The organism is uncultured Martelella sp. (assembly GCF_963677965.2).
GTDB classification, from domain to species: Bacteria; Pseudomonadota; Alphaproteobacteria; order Rhizobiales; family Rhizobiaceae; genus Martelella; species Martelella mangrovi.
The window spans coordinates 366925-383716 of the sequence record NZ_CAXXFM010000001.1; the positions used below are offsets into that span (position 1 = coordinate 366925).

Consider the following 16792-nt stretch of genomic DNA (forward strand, 5'->3'; position numbering starts at 1 on the left):
CAATCCGTTATGCACCTTTCTCCCTGACAGATTGCCCCGCCAATCCGACCTGAACGCAGTGCACCGGGACGCCGAACCAATGCCGTTTTCTTCGGACATGCAGGAAGACCGCCTTCCCGATGTCGGTCTTTCCATTCTGACATGGAAATCGCCAAAGACGCTGGAACGCACACTGCGTTCCCTTGCCCCTGTCAGCGACTTGTTTGCAGAACGCAAGGTCGTCTGTCAGGAAGGCGATCCGGAGGAAATGGACATCGCCCGGAAATTCGGGTTCGATCCCGTCCCGACAAAGACCAATCTCGGCATTCAGGAAGGGCTTGCCCATTGCGCGGAATGTCTTGAGAGTGAGCGTATCCTGATTGTTGAAAGCGACAACATGTTTGTCGAACAGGACAATGCGCGCGACCTTCTGAAACGCGCGCTGATCCTGTTCGATCAGCATGAGATGACGGCGTTTCAGCTTTCCATGCGCCCCACCCACCTGTCAGACCGCTTTCTGCGCTATTGGCGATCCGACGACCCGCTCCGGAAAAACCTGCGCGGTCACGTGTGGCCGCGCGCCGCGCGAATGCGCGTGCATGGCTCTTTAGCGCTGCCGGACACGACTGCAAACGGCAATCGCTTTATCCGCAAGCTCGAAGATGAACTCTATCTTACACGGTCCGACTGTATCAGTTGGTCAAACCGCCCGTTCCTGACACGGCGCTCCTTCTTTCTCGGGCCGCTGATGACATTCGCACGTCAAAACCCCGGCAAGAAACGGGTCAACGGCATGCCCGATCTGGAACATCCGATCAACTGTCCGGCAAACCGTTACTGGTGGTGCGGGCTCAAGGCCAAGGTGGGCGTTACCTATCCGGGCCTGTTCGAGCATGACCGGCTTGAACGGCCTGAGGATGATGAAAAGACGGCGCTGTAACGGCGCGGAAGACACGATGATGGCAACAGCAGGAGTGCGGGTGCCGGATTGCTCCGCCACCCGCTCATTTCGTTAGAAAAACGGATCAGTTGTTCGGGCTGCGGCTGCCGGGAGCCGGGAGTTCGGAAATCGCAACCCGGCCGTCGCCATCGCTGTCGAAATAGCGGAATTGGCGCTCCATCATCGGGCGTCCGGCCTCGGCGTGAAAGGCCTCGAACTCGTCAAGCGAGAGAAAGCCGTCGTCATTGCTGTCATAGGCGCCCAGATCTCCCATCATTCCGGGACCATAACCGCGCTGATCATTGCCGGGGCCGCGCATAAAGCCGGGGCCGAAATTGCCCTGTGGTCCGCCCTGCCGGTCATTCATCATGCCCGGGCCGTAGCCACCGCCATAAGCGCCGCCGTGATGACCGCGCATGTTATTCCAGCCCCGCTGGCCCATTGCGGCACCGTGGGGACCGTTGCAGTCGCCGATCATCTGTCGGGCACCCTGGCCGCGACCGCCCCATGCGCCATCCGGCCCGGCCGAGAATGCCGGTGTAGCGGCGGCACCCATGAGTGCTGCAACCAGTCCTGCTGCAAATATCGTTCTGCGTTTCATGACATCGCTCCTTTTCGGTTCGTCGATGTCCCCAATCTGATGCATCACTGTCGCAGCACGATGCCGGTATCGCGTTCAATTGTATCCATTGGTCGCAGCCCCCTCTGCCTGATACAAAACGTGACACAGTTTTGCGCATCCATGCCTTCGACTGAGATAATATGAGGCCATGACCAAGGAACCCCACATCCTGATCGTCGACGATCACCGGGAAATCCGCGATGCGGTGCGTAGCTATCTGGAGCGGAACGGCTACCGGGCAACCGCCGTGCGTGATGCTGCGGAGATGGACGAAAAGCTGCGCGGCGGAAGCTTCGACCTGATCGTTCTGGACGTGATGATGCCGGGCGAGGACGGCATTTCCGTCTGCCGCCGCCTGAGTGCGCAGGGCCAGGTGCCGATCCTGATGCTGACGGCGCTGGGCGAGGAGACAGACCGGATCATCGGCCTTGAAGTCGGCGCCGACGATTACCTGCCGAAACCCTTCAACCCGCGTGAGCTTCTGGCACGTATCCGTGCAATCCTGCGCCGTTCGGAGCGCCAGCCCCACCTTGTCGGCGCACCGGCAGGCGACAGGCTCCGTTTTGCGGGCTGGACGCTCGACACCGACACACGGCGCCTGACATCCGATGACGGCAAGGAAGAAATACTGACAACGGCCGACTTCCGGCTTCTGACCGTGCTTTTGTCCCGTCCGCGCTTCGTGCTGAGCCGCGAACAGCTGCTGGAGGCGACATCCGGGCGCAGCGCCCATGTCTTCGATCGCACCATCGACAACCAGATCAGCCGTCTGCGCCGCAAGATCGAACGCGACCCCGCAACACCGGAGATCATCGTGACGGTGCGCGGCGGCGGCTACAGCCTGGCCTGCGATGTGGAGCATGTATTATGAGACGCCTGCTTCCCCGCACCCTGCGCGGCCAGATCATCGCGCTCATTGTTCTGGCTCTCGCTCTCGCCCAGGCCCTGACGCTGTGGCTTTTCGTCGATCAGCGCGCGCTTGCCGTCCGCTCCGCACTCGCAATCGAAGCGGCCGACCGCGCCGGCAGCACCGCCCGTCTTCTCGAAGACGCGCCGGCGGCCCTCAGACCAGAAATCCTGCAGGCTGCCAGTTCGTCTCTCGTTCAGTTCACCGTGAGCGAAACGCCATCCGTTACCAGCACCACCGGCCGGGCGCCAAGCTGGATCGAGCGCCGGATCCGCACGGTGTTATCGAGTGACGATCCGCGAACCATCCGTGTTGATCTGCGCACCGACCAGAATGGACCGCGTCCACCACCGGGACCAGCCCCCGGTTTCGGCCCGGGCGGTATGCACCATATGGGCCAGATGCGGCCGCAGTCGCCGCAACAGCCGCCGGTCAGCGCCGTCAAACTCGATCTCTCGATTGCGCTTGATGACGGAAGCTGGCTCAATGTCACCTCCCGTTTCCGCGATCCGCCTTACCAGTGGGTCTGGTCGGAAGCGCTTCCCTTTGCCATTACGGCTGGGTTGCTGGCCGCCGTTCTCTGGGTCGCGCTTTCGAGGCTGATCGGCCCGCTGCGCACCCTCGGCACCGCTGCCGACCGGCTGGGCCGGGGTGAGGATATCGAACCGATTGCCCCCAAAGGACCGGAAGAGATGCGGCAACTGGCCACCTCCTTCAACGAAATGCAGGCGCGGCTCGACCGCTTTGTGCGCGAACGCACGCAATTGCTGGGTGCGCTTGGCCATGACCTGCGCTCGCCGCTGACGGCGCTTCGGGTGCGCGCGGAGATGGTCGATGACGACGAAACCCGCGACCGCATGATTGCGACGATCGTCGAGATGCAGGAAATGGTCGAAGCCACACTGTCATTCTCGCGCGGCATGGCCTTGAGCGAGCCGGTCGAAACCATAGATCTGCAGACCTTTCTCAACGATCTCGTCGAAGAGCTGCACGATGCCGGCAATGATATCACCGTCAACCGCATCGAAGATGCGAACCTCAGGCTACGGTCCGTCTCGATGCGGCGCGCCATCCGCAACCTCATTGAAAACGCCGTGCGATACGGACACCGCGCCAATATCTCAGCCTCGACACAGGCGGGATCGGCAACCATCCTGATCGAGGATGAGGGACCGGGCATTCCCGAAGACGAGATGCACCGGGTCTTCGAACCCTTCGTACGGCTTGAAACCTCCCGATCACGCGAAACCGGCGGTGTCGGACTTGGCCTCTCGATTGCCCGCACCATCATACTGGCCCATGGCGGAAGCATTGCACTGGAAAACCGCCCCGCTGGAAATGGATTGAGGGTGACGGTCACTCTGCCGCTGGAAAAGCCGGCGTAAAAGCCGACTTCTCCCGTCGGGAAGAAGACTCACAAATGGCGCTTCCAGTGAAAGACCTTCATTAAGGTATCAACCATTAGTTGATAATACCAAAAAAAGTCTCACCTAGCAGCTGATAATTATCAAACATAACTTGATTTTGTTAGCGCGATCACAATAGGAAAGTAAAAACTTACAAAAAAAACGACGAGTACGACACCCGTGTAGGCAACAACGAACTTTGAAATTCTGAAAATTCCAGCGCCAGGATGTAAGAAAAATTGACAACTGTGCTGGGCTATGGATTAAGAAATTACGCATACGTAAGAAATCCGATACAAGAAATTTGAAAACAAATTTTTATGGATACGAATCCTCTTATGTAAGCGCAATTTGATTATTTCGAGACATATTTTCAGATTAGAAATTCGGTAAAAATATAGAGATATTACAATGCGGCTTTTTCATTGCACCTATTGTGGACATAATTTGCGGTTCAGGCGCTCAATTTGTTCGAGTTGCCATCAACCGACACCGATATACAACCGTCTTCAATTGTGGCTTCTCCTGGTCGTAGCTCTTGTGATCGCACTCGTAGCGATTGTTGTGGCAGTGATTTCCTGATCGGGAGCCGGCGAACACCGCATTTTCCGTCCGCACGCTGAATGTCCGTTGTTCATCCGGCCTATAGGGGACATCTCTGACGGTCGCCCGGAGACGGGCCAATATCCTTGCGGCCACCTCGTGCACGGTGAGTAGCCTGAGGATCTGCCGCCAGCCGTGCACTGCTTCACGACGGACATTGACAACGGTGCTGAAAACGGGCTTTCCGTGTCCGGCCGCATCGGTTCGCCCCGAACAACAGTGGCATAACGACCCACGCCATTTACAAAGCTATTGCTTTGAAAAGACGTGATCGTTATATGTTGCAAGGCAGGACAAAACACCGGCAGAGCATGGCACGCGACACCGAAATACTCCACAGCAGCGACAGTAATGCTGAGCGCGCCGAGCGTGGGTTCCACCGAACCAGCGACCGCATCTTGATGCAGCTGAAGATGCATGGTCCGCTGACGGCAGCCGACCTTGGAAAACGCCTGGGCACAACCGGCGAAGCTGCGCGGCAGCAATTGATGCGGCTTGGCGAAAGCGGCCTCGTTGTCGCAACCAGCCAGCGTTCCGGCGTCGGCCGCCCGCGCCAGGAATGGAGCCTGACCGAGGCCGGCCAGACACGCTTTCCCGACACTCATGCAACACTGACCGTCGAATTACTCGACAGCATCCGCTCCGAGCTTGGAGAACAGGCGCTGAACACGGTGATTGCCGCACGCGAACGGCGCACCGGAAACGTCTACGCCGCCGCAATGGCCGGTTGCCGGAGCCTCAACGAAAAGGTCGAGGTCCTGAGCGAATTGCGCTCGGCGGAAGGCTATATGGCCGATTGGTCGGAACAGGAGGACGGAACGGTGCGGTTTGTCGAACATCATTGTCCGATCTGCGCGGCGGCAACGGCCTGTCAGGGCTTCTGTCGCTCGGAAATGGCGATTTTCCGCATGCTTCTCGGCCCCTCCGTCGAGATCCGGCGGGATGAACATATCGTCAATGGCGGCAGGCGCTGCACCTATGTGCTGAGCGAAACGCAATGACCAGAATGAGGGAGAGCTGCATGCCGCCCGGAATACGTCAGGCACTTGAAAAGCAGGTCGCCGCAGGCAGAGACAATGCGCTCTGTCGGCTGACCCTTGGTCGCATCGTCTTCGCCGAAGACCGGTTTGACGATGCCATCGCCCATCTTCTGCGCGCAATCGAACTCGACCCGGATTATTCCGCTGCCTATGCTGCCCTCGGCCGCGCCTATCAGCGCAAGGGCGAGACCGGAAAGGCTGTCGATACATTCGAAAAGGGTGCGGAAGTCGCCACCCGCAAGGGTGACCTTCAGGCAGCACGTCAGATGCAGGTTCTGCACCGCAAGCTTTCAAAGGCGAAGTCCTAGAGCGTTTCGAACAGAAGCGCCCTAGCCGGAGACCGCCTTGTAGCCACGATCATGCCAGATCAGCGGCGACGCCCTCTCCTCGCGCGCGATATCGACAATGCCGCCGGCAAAGAGCGTGTGCGTGCCGGTATCAATCCGGCCGATCACCTCGCAATCAAGCGCCACCATGGCCCCTTCAAGCTTGGGGTTGCCGGAAGACCAGGCTGACCAGGTGCCGCATTTGAACCGATGAGCGGGCGCAATGCGTCCGGCAAAGGCATCCGCCACGGTCCATTGCGTACCGGCGAGCATGGCGAGCGAAAACCTGCCCTCGCGTCCGATCAGCGTGGTCAGATGCGCACTGGTGTCGATCGACACCAGAATGGAGGGCGGCGAACCGCTGAGGGAGAAAACGGCGGTCGCGGTACGACCGGCCCGCTCCCCCTCAGAGGCTGCCCCCACGATGCAGACGGTTGCGGCAAGCGAGGCCATCGCATCGCGGAAGTCGCGTGGATCGATTGACGGACGGGCCGGCTCGGCAAGCGGCATCGGCCGGGAAGCGCCGTTTGCGGCAAAGGCATCGACCGTCATGATCCGTCTCCCGGCTTTTCGGAAAACAGGTCCCGGTATTTGTTCGGCACGCCTTCCATTTCCTTGGCATTGTCCGGCGGCGTGCCCTTGACGATGATATTCGGCCAGACTTCGGCATATTTCCGGTTCAGTTCGATCCAGAAATCGAGGTCGGGTCCATCGACATCGGGAATGATCGCTTCCACCGGACATTCGGGTTCGCACACGCCGCAATCGATACATTCATCGGGATGGATGACGAGAAAGTTCTCGCCCTCGTAGAAACAGTCCACGGGACAGACTTCCACACAGTCCATATGCTTGCAGGCGATACAGTCTTCGGTAACGACATAGGTCATGAGATCACTGCTGGCGGGCGCCCTGCGCCTTTGAGACGCAAGGCATCCGTCCTTTTCATCAGCCGAGGTTGGCTTCGGCGAATTCGTAGTTGGCGAGCTTGTCGAGGAAATTGCCGACATAGTCGGGACGACGATTGCGGAAGTCGAGATAGTAGGAATGCTCCCACACATCGAGACCGAGCAGCACCTTGCCCTCGCCGGTGGCCAGCGGGTTGGAACCGTTCGGAGTCTTCGCGGTCTTCAGCTTGCCGTCTTCGCCGAGAACCAGCCAGGCCCAGCCGGAGCCGAACTGGCCGACGGCAGCGGCCTTGAAGGCGTCCTTGAACGCGTCGACGGAACCGAAATCCTCGACGATCTTGGCTTCCAGACGGCCGGGAATACCGCCGCCATTCGGCGAAAGCGCATTCCAGAAATGCAGGTGGTTCCAGTGCTGGCCGGCATTGTTGAAGACCGGCGCAAGATCGGCCTTGTCCTTGGAAAAGGCGATGATTTCTTCAAGCGACTTGCCCTGAAGGTCGGCATTCTTCTCAACGAAGCCGTTCAGCGTCGTCACATAGGTCTGGTGGTGCTTGCCGTGATGCAGTTCCAGCGTTTCCTGTCCCATGCCGCGTTCGGCAAGGGCGGAATGGGCATAAGGCAGGGCGGGCAGTTCAAAAGCCATTTTGTTTCTCCCGTGGTTGCGCGCCGGAGCGCGCCGGTTTAATTAACAAGCAATGCCTTTGAAAATCATGCGGCTGAATATGTCAAGAAAAGACTTGGAAAATTAATCGGCGATCACAGGACAGACGACTGACGGAGCGCTGAGAGCAGTGTGTCAGGCTCGCGTGGCGCGAAGCGAGATGAATGCGTTCACGCCCCGGCCAGTCGGCCTCCCCCTCAGTCTTGAGCGGACGTCGAGGCGACAACCCGCGCCTTGCCGGACGCTGGCCATGATTAACGCGTTGAACACATCGGATGCGCAGCTTCGGTCCGGCAGGACACCGACTGAAGCAGGCGCATCAGGAAAATGGAACAGAAGCGATGTCAGAAACTCCCGAAAACACCCCGAAAGACGATGTCGTCACCGAAGACCTGATCCGCGTCGTCGTGACCGAGTTTTATGCCAAGGCACGCGAGGACGAGCTTCTCGGCCCGATCTTCAAACGTGTCGTGCCGGATGAAAAATGGGCCGCGCATATCGACACGATTACCGATTTCTGGAGTTCGGTATTCCTGAAGACCCAGCGCTATCATGGCAAGCCGATGCCCAAACATCTGGCGATCCCGGAACTTTCCGATGAGCACTTCCTGCGCTGGCTGAAACTCTTCAGCGAGACGGCGCAGCAGCACTGCACGCCCGAAACCGCGCTCCGCTTCACCGAAAGAGCCCAGAAAATCGCCAACGCCATGCGCATCAACATCGCCATGCAGCGTGGACAGAATCTGGTGGAGTTGAAGCCGCTGGGGGCATGAGCGCAGGCATCCGCCTGCGCCGTTCGACTTCAGGCGTCCGAGGATCAGCGCAAGTCCTATTTTCCGCCCCAAAGCCCTCGAAATCGCCTATGGCTTGAAAAGCAGGCCCGCGCTCAACGACAGGCCGGCTTCAGGGGTACATCCTGACCTTGTGCCAGCCACCCTCGGGCTTCGACCGACGGAATTCGATACGGTCGTGCAGTCTGAATTTGCCGTCGTGCCAGAACTCAATTGAAAGCGGCTTCAGCCGGAAACCGGACCAGTAGGGCGGCCGCGGCACTTCGCCGACGCCATATTTGGCGGTCTTCTGAGCAACGGCCTTTTCCAGCGCGAACCGGCTTTCCAGTGGGCGGGACTGCTTCGAGGCCCAGGCGCCGATGCGGCTGCCGCGCGGGCGCGACTGAAAATAGGCATCGGCTTCGGCATCGGAAACCACCTCGACCGGGCCGCGCACACGCACCTGGCGGCGCAGCGATTTCCAGTGAAAGCACATCGCCGCCTTTGGCTGGGCGATAAGCTCCCTGCCCTTCTGGCTTTCGAAATTGGTATAGAACACGAAGCCGTTCACATCGACTTCCTTTACCAGCAGCATGCGCACATTCGGCAGGCCATCCTCGTCAACGGTGGCAATCGAGGCCGCGTTGGGGTCATTCGGCTCGCTCGCATCGGCATCCTTCAGCCACTTGCCGAAGAGCGCGAAGGGATCGTTTTCCGCTGTAAAGTCGTTGGAGGTTTCGTCTGACTGGGACATGATCTGGTCTCCCGCATTGCACCGGGCCGGTGCATTTCATTGCGCATGCCCGCCCGAGACCGAAACCATGTCATTTGCCGTCCTGCTGCCTCAAAAGGCATTCCGGGCACCCGCCAGCGGGTGGCGGCGAATTTTGCAAGGGCTTGGCAATAACCTTTTCGGAAGCTAAAGCGGGTTCGACACGGTTCTGATTGCTTGAACCGCATTGCTGCCTATGCCATAGGCAGAAACGAAGAGAGTTGCAAGGAGCATCGACACATGGCTGAAGCAAACGGCCTCATGAAAGGCAAACGCGGCATTATTCTCGGTGTTGCCAACAACCGATCGATCGCATGGGGCATTGCCAAAGCGTGTCATGAAGCAGGCGCCGAGATCGCGCTGACCTGGCAGGGCGACAACCTGAAAAAACGGGTCGAACCGCTGGCTCAGGAACTGAACGCGCTGATGGCCGGCCATTGCGATGTGACCGACCCGGACAGCGTCGAAGACGTGTTCAAAACCCTCGAGCGGGAATGGGGCAAGATCGACTTTGTCGTGCATGCGATTGCCTTTTCCGACAAGGACGAACTGACCGGCCGCTATCTCGACACGTCGCGCGAGAATTTCACGAAATCCATGGATATTTCGGTCTATTCCTTCACCGCCATTGCCCGGCGCGCCGAACAGATCATGAATGAAGGCGGATCGATGATCACGCTGACCTATTACGGTGCGGAAAAGGTGATGCCGCATTATAATGTCATGGGTGTTGCCAAGGCCGCGCTGGAAGCCAGCGTCCGCTACATGGCCGTCGATCTCGGCAATCGCGGCATCCGCGTCAACGCCGTTTCGGCCGGCCCGATCAAGACGCTTGCCGGGTCCGCCATCGGCGATTTCCGCTACATCCTGAAGTGGAACGAATACAATTCGCCGCTCAAGCGCAATGTCACCATCGACGAGGTCGGCAACACCGCGCTGTTCCTGCTTTCCGACCTTTCGACCTCGGTGACCGGCGAGGTTCTGCATGCCGATTCCGGCTATCATGTCGTTGGCATGAAGGCCGTCGATGCCCCCGATATTTCGGTCGTGAAAGACTGATCTTCCAGACGGCGCGGACCTCATCCCGCGCCGTTTTGCTTTGCGCTTTCCGCCCGCCGCCGATAGATTCTCCCCTGTCCTCACCGCTTTTGCGGGCGCAGAAATTTCAAAACATGTGCAAAACCATTCTAACGCTTTGAATTTTCGCATCATCCTTTAACGAAAATTGAACGGTAAAAGACATTGCTGATTTACGCCATTCGCCACGGGCAAACCGACTGGAACGCCGAATACCGGCTGCAGGGCCAGAAGGACATTCCACTCAACGAGACCGGACGCGGCCAGGCGAAGAAGAACGGCACGAAACTCGGCGAAATCCTCGGCAATGAAGCCCGCCACTACGATTTCGTCGCAAGCCCGCTGTCACGCACGCGCGAGACCATGGAGCGGGCACGCGCCGCCATGGGACTGACACCCGAACTCTACCGCACCGATGACCGGCTTAAGGAGCTTTCCTTCGGCGACTGGGAAGGACGCACGCTGAAAGAGGTCGGCGGGTTCAGCCCGGAACTTCTGCATGAGCGTGAAAACGACAAGTGGGCTTTCGTACCGCCCGGCAACGATGCGGAAAGCTATGAAATCCTATCCTGGCGCGTCGGCGCCTGGCTGAAGGATGTGGTCGGCCCGACCGTCTGCGTCTGCCATGGCGGCGTGATCCGGTCTCTTTTCCGCCTTGTCGGCGGTGTTTCTACCGAAGAAGCCGCCGAGCTTCCGATCCCGCAGGATGCCGTTTTGCGCATCGATGCGGAGGCGAAAACCATCGGCTGGATGGAGTAGGCTTTCCCTCTGCCCTCAATTGCGATAGAGCGAAGCCGCGAAACGACGGCAGAGGTATTTCATGTCGCATAATACATTCGGACATCTTTTCCGCGTCACCACCTGGGGCGAGAGCCACGGGCCCGCCATCGGCTGCGTGATTGACGGTTGCCCTCCCGGCATTGAATTCGAACTCTCCGAGATCCAGAAATATCTCGACCGCCGCAAGCCCGGCCAGTCGCGTTTCGTCACCCAGCGCCGCGAGGCGGATGCCGTGAAGGTGCTCTCCGGCGTTCTGCCGCAAAGCGAGCGCGACAGCTACATCACCACCGGCACGCCGATTTCGCTGATGATCGAGAATACCGATCAGCGCTCCAAGGATTACGGCGAGATCGCGCGGCAATACCGCCCGGGCCATGCCGATTATACCTATGACGTCAAATACGGTCTGCGCGACTATCGCGGCGGCGGCCGCTCGTCCGCGCGCGAAACGGCAACCCGTGTGGCCGCCGGCGCGATTGCCCGCAAGCTGTTGCCGAATGTCACCTTCCGCGGTGCGCTGGTGCAGGTCGGCAAGCACAGGATCAACCGGGAGAACTGGGACTGGTCGGAAATCGACAACAACCCGTTGTTCTGCCCCGATGCCGAAATGGTGCCGATCTGGGAGCGTTACCTCGACGACATCCGCAAGGCCGGCTCCTCCGTCGGTGCGGTGGTGGAAGTGATTGCCGAAGGCGTGCCTGCCGGTCTCGGCGCTCCGATCTATGCCAAACTCGATCAGGATATCGCCTCCGGGCTGATGTCGATCAACGCGGTCAAGGGCGTAGAAATCGGCGAAGGTTTCGGCGCTGCCGAACTGACCGGTGAGGAAAACGCCGACGAAATGCGCATCGGCAAGGACGGCACCCCGCGCTTTCTGTCAAACCATGCCGGCGGCATTCTCGGCGGGATTTCGACCGGCGAGCCGATTGTCGCCCGCTTTGCCATCAAGCCGACGTCATCGATCCTCACCCGGCGCCAGACAATCGACCAGGACGGACAGGAAGTGGAATTGAGAACCAAGGGCCGTCACGACCCCTGCGTCGGTATCCGCGCCGTGCCGATCGGCGAAGCCATGATGGCCTGCACGATTGCCGACCACTATCTGCGCGACCGCGGACAGACGGGCCGGCTGGACTGAGATTTGCCGGAGCATCCGGCAGCACCGCAAAGCGTCAGACGTCGCGCCACCCCGACAGGTATTCCACCCGCTCCACGCCGGTGAAGCGGGCAAGCCGCGACAACTCGGCATCGAGCTTTTCCAGCCGCCCGTTCGACGGCCGCATGCCGGGCTCAAGCCACAGTTTGCGCACATCAAGCGTGCCACGCTTGCGATCCGCTTTCATGTCGATGCGGCCGATCAGTCGTGCGCCCTCCAGAAGCGGGAAGACATAATAGCCATATTGCCGTTTCGGCTCAGGCACGAACACCTCGATCCGGTAGGAAAAGCCGAACAGCCGTTCGGCCCGCGCCCGGTCGCGCAACAGCGGATCGAACGGGCTCAACACCCGCAGGCGTGATGGCGGCTCCGGCACATCGGCGAGCGTGTCGACCTCTTCGGCAAGCGCGAAGGCCTGGCGCGGTTTTCCCGCATCCACGGTCTCGAGGGCAACCTCCGCCAGCAGGTCACGGTTATTCTCCACCCAGGTCCTTGCCTCCTGCGGCGTGACGATATCGAAGAAGGCGGCAATCTCGCCCGAGGTCGCAAAGCCCAGCCGCTTGAGGGCGGCCCGGCAGGCCCAATCGACGAAAGCGTCATGATCGACTTCGCCAAGGCGGTGTTCGTCCGGGATCACCCGCTCGGAAAGATCATAGGCCTTCTGGAAGTTGACCCGATGGCAGATGGCGATGCGACCGGTGCGCCAGTGATATTCAAGCGCAGTCTTGGCCGGATGCCAGTTCCACCAGCCGCCGGAGACGTGATCATCGTCCTTGAGATCACGGGAGAAAAGCGGGCCATTGTCCCTGACCGCGGCATAGGTCTCTTCGAAAACCGCTTCGAAGCCCTCCCCCTGCCATTTGCGCCAGCGTTCGACGAGGCGTTCCCGCTCGCGGGCAAAGCGGTGCTTCCAGTAGGGATAGAAGCGCGTGGGAATGAGCGAGGCGTCATGGGTCCAGTGCTCGAACAGGCCGCGGTCCGTTTCCAGAAGTGCCGTCAGGTGATGGCGGCGAAAGGTCTGGTTGCGGGAAAACAGAATGAGATCGTGCGCCCGCTCGACGGTGCGGATCGAATCGACCTGAACAAAGCCGATCTTCTCGATCAGGGCCAGAAGGCCAGCCTTGTCCATCGCCTGCGCCGGTGAGCCCGCAAGCCCCTGCCGGGCAAGAAAGATACGGCGCGCCTGCCCGTTTTCGATGAATCTTGTCATGGACGGACTGTAGTCCGATTCGGACAAAATAAGAACAAGTACGCATTTAAGTACCAGCCAGGGTCCAGTTCGATTTCAACCGCGCTTCCGCCCACACAGATCATGCGCCCTGAAAGCCGGTTCTCAACGGCAGTCAATTTGCACAAGACGCGCAAATAAAGCGTAACAAGATATATTGCAACCTTAAATTGCAATTGATACAAAAGACTGCATCAAACCAAACAGGAGATACAGCAATGACAAGCCAAGTCGTTATTCCGAATTCACCTGTCATCACGAGCATTACACCGACGACCTTCGTCGGAACTCCCGGTTTTCTCGTCAAGGGAACAGAAGATATCAGCAATATTCCGAGCGGATATTCGGTCAAAATCGACATCTTCGACCAGAGTACGGGCGGTGCAGTGGTTGGAGGGCCGACGACGACAAACAGCGACGGTAGCTGGCAGATCCTTATTGCAGCCGATTCAGGCGACCTGATCTACGCCATGGCATTGACGGTCAGACCAGACGGCAGCCCAGGGGCCACCTCGCACCCCAGCCTCACCGTCGTTGTGCCGCAGCGGAATTGAAAAACAAGGCCGTCACAAACCCACACGCCGCCACCAGTGTCGTATCGATCAGCGAGAGCATTTCCATAACTCCACCCGACCAAAACAACCAATGATTGCTGAAAGTACGGACGACGGTGACAAGCCAAACAGGAGACATGACAATGACAAATATGATTATCCCGAACCCACCCGTCATCGTGAGCATTACACCCGTCACGTTTTTCGGAACGAACGGATTTTGCATCAAGGGTACGGAGGATACCAGCAATCTTCCCGACGGAGAAACGGTCGGAATAAAAGTCTTCGATCAGTCTACGGGCAACAACACGTTGAACCCGATGCTGACCACAGTAAACAGCGATGGCAGTTGGCAGATCTCGACATCCTTTGCCACAGCAGGTGATCATATCTACGCGCGGGCGTTTGCGATTTTATCGAACGGCGGCCCAGGCGCGTCCTCACCCAACAGCCCCATGGTCGTTGTGCCGTAAGTTTTCAGTCAGTAGACCACGGATACGAACAGAAACAGGCCACAACGGCTAGCCGTGCCCCGTAATGGAACGACAGGACACAGCAAAATGCGCCGGCCAGCGCAGCATGGCGAGGACCTTGCCTTTCGGGAGCTCCTAACTCCCCCTATCGAAATGTGATTTCGATGACTATAAGGATGCGGTCTTGATCGGGAGCGCATTTTGAAGATCGAATTCCGTGAAGCCGGCGTGGCCTTTGAGGGCCGCACGGCGCTTCATCCGCTGACATTGACACTGACCGGACACCGGATCGGCATTATCGGGCTCAACGGTTCCGGCAAGACCACCTTTGCGCGGCTGATCAACGGGCTGACGAAACCAGGCACCGGAACCGTCACCGTCAACGGTCGCGACACGGTGAAAGAGCTGGCTGCCGTCAATGCCGATGCCGGCTATGTATTCCAATCACCGCAAAACCAGATCATTCTGCCGATCCTGCAGGATGATATCGAACTAGGCCTGAAGGCGCGCGGCGTGGCAAAGGCAGACATTGCCGCACGTGCCGAAAGCACCCTTGCGCGGCTCGGCATCGCTCACCTCGCCAGACGGCGCGCCCATGAGCTTTCGGGCGGGGAACTGCAGCTCGCCGCCCTTGCCGCCGTGCTAGCCCCCCGCCCCTCGCTGGTCATTCTCGATGAGCCGACCAACCAGCTCGATCTCAGGAACCGCCGCCGCGTTGCCGAAACCATCGACGCATTGCAAGAGGACGTCATCGCGATCTCGCACGATCTGGCGACACTTTCGTCCTTCGAACGGGTATTGTTGTTTCACGAAGGCCGTCTCATCGGCGATGGCCCCGCCGGGACCGTTATCGAGCAATATGAGGCGATGAACCGCTGATGCAGTCGCTTTACGTCGAAGGCAACTCATTCCTCCACCGCATGGCGCCGGGGATAAAGCTCGCCGGCCTGATTGCATTCAGCATCGCCATCTTCCTGATCGGCAGTCTGACTGTCCTTGGCCTCATGATGGCCCTTGCCGCAGGCCTTTATTTCATGTTGCCGATGCAGCCGCGTCAGGCGCTGGCGCGTCTTGTGCCGATCGGCGCGGCAATTCTCCTGGTTGGAGGCTTCAATCTGATCTTCAATCCCTGGCAGGTCGCCGCCACCTCCGTTCTCAGGCTTTCGGCACTGATGTTTCTGGCCGCAGCCATCACGGCGGCAACGCCGGTTCCCGCCTTCATCGACACCATCACGCGCTGGGCCATGCCGCTTGAACGCGCCGGGCTCATCAGAGCTGCAGACATCGGCCTTGCAATCGGACTTGTGATCCGCTTCGTTCCGGATATCCTTTCGCGCTACAGCGCCATTCGCGATGCGCACCGGGCGCGCGGCATTGCCTTCAGGCCATTGGGCGCAATCGTTCCGCTGATCATCTTGACCCTGCGGGATGCGGACAGTATCGCCGATGCAATCGACGCCCGCGGCATTCGCGGACGGCCACAGAAAAGGAAGACGAAATGACCTCACGCGACCTGGTTCTGGTATCGCTCTTTGCGGCCATCATCGCGGCGCTCGGCATTCTCCCGCCGATCCCGATCGCCTTCATTCCCGTGCCGGTCACGGCACAGACACTCGGCGTCATGCTGGCCGGCATCATCCTCGGCCGCAAACGCGGCGCAGCGGCTGTGTTGCTGCTGTTCGTGCTGATCGTCATCGGCCTGCCGGTGCTTTCCGGTGGACGCGGCGGCCTTGGCGTGTTTGTCGGCCCCACGGCCGGCTTCCTGGTCGGCTGGCTGCCGGGCGCCTATATCGCAGGCGCGCTAGCCGAAATCTACGCCGATACGCAAAGCCCGGTGAAACAGACCTTCGGCTTTTTCATCGCGGCTGCCATGGGCGGCATTGTGGTGGTCTATTTCCTCGGGATTGCCTGGCTGGCCTACGGCGCAGGCACCGGTGTCTCGAAAGCGGTGGCCGGAACGCTGGCTTTTGTGCCCGGCGACCTGATCAAGGCCGGGCTTGCAGCCCTTGCCGGTCGAGCGGTGATGCTGGGATATCCATTGCTGCCGAAAAGGTCGCTCTGAACGCCTCAGTCCAGAAACGAATAAAGCCAGTCCCGCGTCGCCTCCGGCAGGGGCGCGGGCTCGCCGCTTTCCTGATGCACGGCAGTCCACAAGAGTTCGACCTCTGCGGCAATCTCGTTTCCCGCCTGTACGGCGACGTTGAACCCGATCGACTTGCCGCCGATCTTTGCCGCGCGCACGGTCAACTGCGCCAGTTCGCCATTTCTCAGGCCCCGGTAATAGGTGCAGCCGACCTTGCGCACGACATAGGCCGGCTCGCCGTCCACCGCCGGGCGATAGCGCCAGAAACGCGCCAGCGCCTCTTCCGCATGCTCGATATAGGCGGCGGTGTGCATGCGCCCATGCATATCGATATCCCGGTAGGGAACACGCAGTTCAATTCGCTCCGGATGCCTGTCATCCATCGGCCACACCTTCCCGGCCACGTTCACCGCTTGCGGTCACGCAACCCTTTACGCAAAACCCGGCAAACCGGCATTGCGCATATCTGCGACAATGCGGTCCACGTCTGCGTTCTATAGAACCTTT

General features: G+C 59.6%; 21 protein-coding genes. 14 read left to right on the forward strand and 7 right to left on the reverse strand.

Annotation, left to right across the window (positions count from 1 at the left end; translation table 11 throughout):
• Positions 1-79 precede the first annotated feature (79 nt).
• Entirely contained in the window at positions 80-919 is an 840-nt protein-coding gene (locus ACHZCU_RS01960; protein ID WP_319517427.1) for a hypothetical protein, read from the forward strand.
• 85 nt (positions 920-1004) lie between these two features.
• Here ACHZCU_RS01960 and ACHZCU_RS01965 read toward each other — a convergent pair whose 3' ends face one another.
• Positions 1005-1520: an EF-hand domain-containing protein gene (locus ACHZCU_RS01965; protein WP_181190831.1), complete on the reverse strand. Its 516-nt coding sequence runs from the start codon at positions 1518-1520 to the stop codon at positions 1005-1007.
• Between the two features lie 169 nt (positions 1521-1689).
• Here ACHZCU_RS01965 and ACHZCU_RS01970 point away from each other — a divergent pair, with 169 nt between their 5' ends.
• The 4 genes from ACHZCU_RS01970 (at position 1690) to ACHZCU_RS01985 (ending at position 5805) form a co-directional block, all read left to right on the forward strand.
• Positions 1690-2412: a response regulator gene (locus tag ACHZCU_RS01970; protein WP_319517428.1), complete on the forward strand. Its 723-nt coding sequence runs from the start codon at positions 1690-1692 to the stop codon at positions 2410-2412.
• A complete protein-coding gene (locus ACHZCU_RS01975; RefSeq protein ID WP_319517429.1) occupies positions 2409-3833 on the forward strand; it encodes an ATP-binding protein in 1425 nt (474 codons plus the stop codon). The genes ACHZCU_RS01970 and ACHZCU_RS01975 overlap by 4 nt, the downstream gene beginning before the upstream one ends.
• Positions 3834-4858: 1025 nt before the next feature.
• Positions 4859-5458, forward strand: coding sequence for a metalloregulator ArsR/SmtB family transcription factor (locus ACHZCU_RS01980; protein WP_106310334.1), 600 nt, complete (start codon positions 4859-4861; stop codon positions 5456-5458).
• A 20-nt stretch (positions 5459-5478) separates the two neighbouring features.
• On the forward strand, positions 5479-5805 hold the full coding sequence (locus tag ACHZCU_RS01985) for a tetratricopeptide repeat protein (protein ID WP_319517430.1): 327 nt from the start codon (positions 5479-5481) through the stop codon (positions 5803-5805).
• A gap of 21 nt (positions 5806-5826) precedes the next feature.
• On the opposite strand, the gene ACHZCU_RS01990 is transcribed toward ACHZCU_RS01985, so the two are convergent.
• Genes ACHZCU_RS01990 through ACHZCU_RS02000 form a run of 3 tightly spaced genes read right to left on the reverse strand, consistent with a single transcriptional unit; the run spans position 5827 to position 7374 of the window.
• Positions 5827-6375, reverse strand: a complete 549-nt coding sequence (locus ACHZCU_RS01990) for a flavin reductase family protein (protein WP_319517431.1) — start codon at positions 6373-6375, stop codon at positions 5827-5829.
• Positions 6372-6713 carry a ferredoxin FdxA gene (fdxA, locus tag ACHZCU_RS01995; RefSeq protein ID WP_106310024.1) on the reverse strand — a complete coding sequence of 114 codons (342 nt, stop codon included), beginning with the start codon at positions 6711-6713 and terminating at the stop codon, positions 6372-6374. Before fdxA ends, ACHZCU_RS01990 begins: the two co-directional genes overlap by 4 nt.
• Positions 6714-6771: 58 nt before the next feature.
• Positions 6772-7374 carry a superoxide dismutase gene (locus tag ACHZCU_RS02000; protein ID WP_319517432.1) on the reverse strand — a complete coding sequence of 201 codons (603 nt, stop codon included), beginning with the start codon at positions 7372-7374 and terminating at the stop codon, positions 6772-6774.
• Positions 7375-7733: 359 nt separating this feature from the next.
• Between ACHZCU_RS02000 and ACHZCU_RS02005 the strand changes: the two genes are divergently transcribed.
• A complete protein-coding gene (locus ACHZCU_RS02005) occupies positions 7734-8165 on the forward strand; it encodes a group III truncated hemoglobin (protein ID WP_319517433.1) in 432 nt (143 codons plus the stop codon).
• Between the two features lie 130 nt (positions 8166-8295).
• Here ACHZCU_RS02005 and pdxH read toward each other — a convergent pair whose 3' ends face one another.
• Positions 8296-8916 carry a pyridoxamine 5'-phosphate oxidase gene (gene pdxH, locus ACHZCU_RS02010; RefSeq protein WP_319517434.1) on the reverse strand — a complete coding sequence of 207 codons (621 nt, stop codon included), beginning with the start codon at positions 8914-8916 and terminating at the stop codon, positions 8296-8298.
• Between the two features lie 258 nt (positions 8917-9174).
• On the opposite strand from pdxH, the gene fabI reads away from it, so the two are divergent.
• From fabI to aroC, 3 genes are all read left to right on the forward strand, one after another.
• On the forward strand, positions 9175-9993 hold the full coding sequence (fabI, locus tag ACHZCU_RS02015; RefSeq protein WP_319517435.1) for an enoyl-ACP reductase FabI: 819 nt from the start codon (positions 9175-9177) through the stop codon (positions 9991-9993).
• A gap of 183 nt (positions 9994-10176) precedes the next feature.
• Positions 10177-10770, forward strand: a complete 594-nt coding sequence (locus ACHZCU_RS02020) for a histidine phosphatase family protein (protein WP_319517436.1) — start codon at positions 10177-10179, stop codon at positions 10768-10770.
• Between the two features lie 61 nt (positions 10771-10831).
• A complete protein-coding gene (gene aroC / locus ACHZCU_RS02025; protein ID WP_106310008.1) occupies positions 10832-11929 on the forward strand; it encodes a chorismate synthase in 1098 nt (365 codons plus the stop codon).
• Positions 11930-11963: 34 nt separating this feature from the next.
• On the opposite strand, the gene ACHZCU_RS02030 is transcribed toward aroC, so the two are convergent.
• Positions 11964-13157, reverse strand: a complete 1194-nt coding sequence (locus ACHZCU_RS02030) for a winged helix-turn-helix domain-containing protein (RefSeq protein WP_319517437.1) — start codon at positions 13155-13157, stop codon at positions 11964-11966.
• Positions 13158-13393: 236 nt separating this feature from the next.
• Between ACHZCU_RS02030 and ACHZCU_RS02035 the strand changes: the two genes are divergently transcribed.
• From ACHZCU_RS02035 to ACHZCU_RS02055, 5 genes are all read left to right on the forward strand, one after another.
• A complete protein-coding gene (locus tag ACHZCU_RS02035; protein WP_319517438.1) occupies positions 13394-13729 on the forward strand; it encodes a hypothetical protein in 336 nt (111 codons plus the stop codon).
• Between the two features lie 143 nt (positions 13730-13872).
• A complete protein-coding gene (locus ACHZCU_RS02040) occupies positions 13873-14202 on the forward strand; it encodes a hypothetical protein (protein WP_319517439.1) in 330 nt (109 codons plus the stop codon).
• A 201-nt stretch (positions 14203-14403) separates the two neighbouring features.
• On the forward strand, positions 14404-15081 hold the full coding sequence (locus ACHZCU_RS02045; protein WP_319517440.1) for an ABC transporter ATP-binding protein: 678 nt from the start codon (positions 14404-14406) through the stop codon (positions 15079-15081).
• On the forward strand, positions 15081-15704 hold the full coding sequence (locus tag ACHZCU_RS02050; RefSeq protein ID WP_319517441.1) for an energy-coupling factor transporter transmembrane protein EcfT: 624 nt from the start codon (positions 15081-15083) through the stop codon (positions 15702-15704). Before ACHZCU_RS02045 ends, ACHZCU_RS02050 begins: the two co-directional genes overlap by 1 nt.
• Positions 15701-16264 carry a biotin transporter BioY gene (locus ACHZCU_RS02055; protein WP_319517442.1) on the forward strand — a complete coding sequence of 188 codons (564 nt, stop codon included), beginning with the start codon at positions 15701-15703 and terminating at the stop codon, positions 16262-16264. Before ACHZCU_RS02050 ends, ACHZCU_RS02055 begins: the two co-directional genes overlap by 4 nt.
• 5 nt (positions 16265-16269) lie before the next feature.
• Here the strand turns inward: ACHZCU_RS02055 and ACHZCU_RS02060 are convergent, their stop codons facing one another.
• On the reverse strand, positions 16270-16668 hold the full coding sequence (locus ACHZCU_RS02060; RefSeq protein WP_106309988.1) for a thioesterase family protein: 399 nt from the start codon (positions 16666-16668) through the stop codon (positions 16270-16272).
• Positions 16669-16792: the final 124 nt, after the last annotated feature.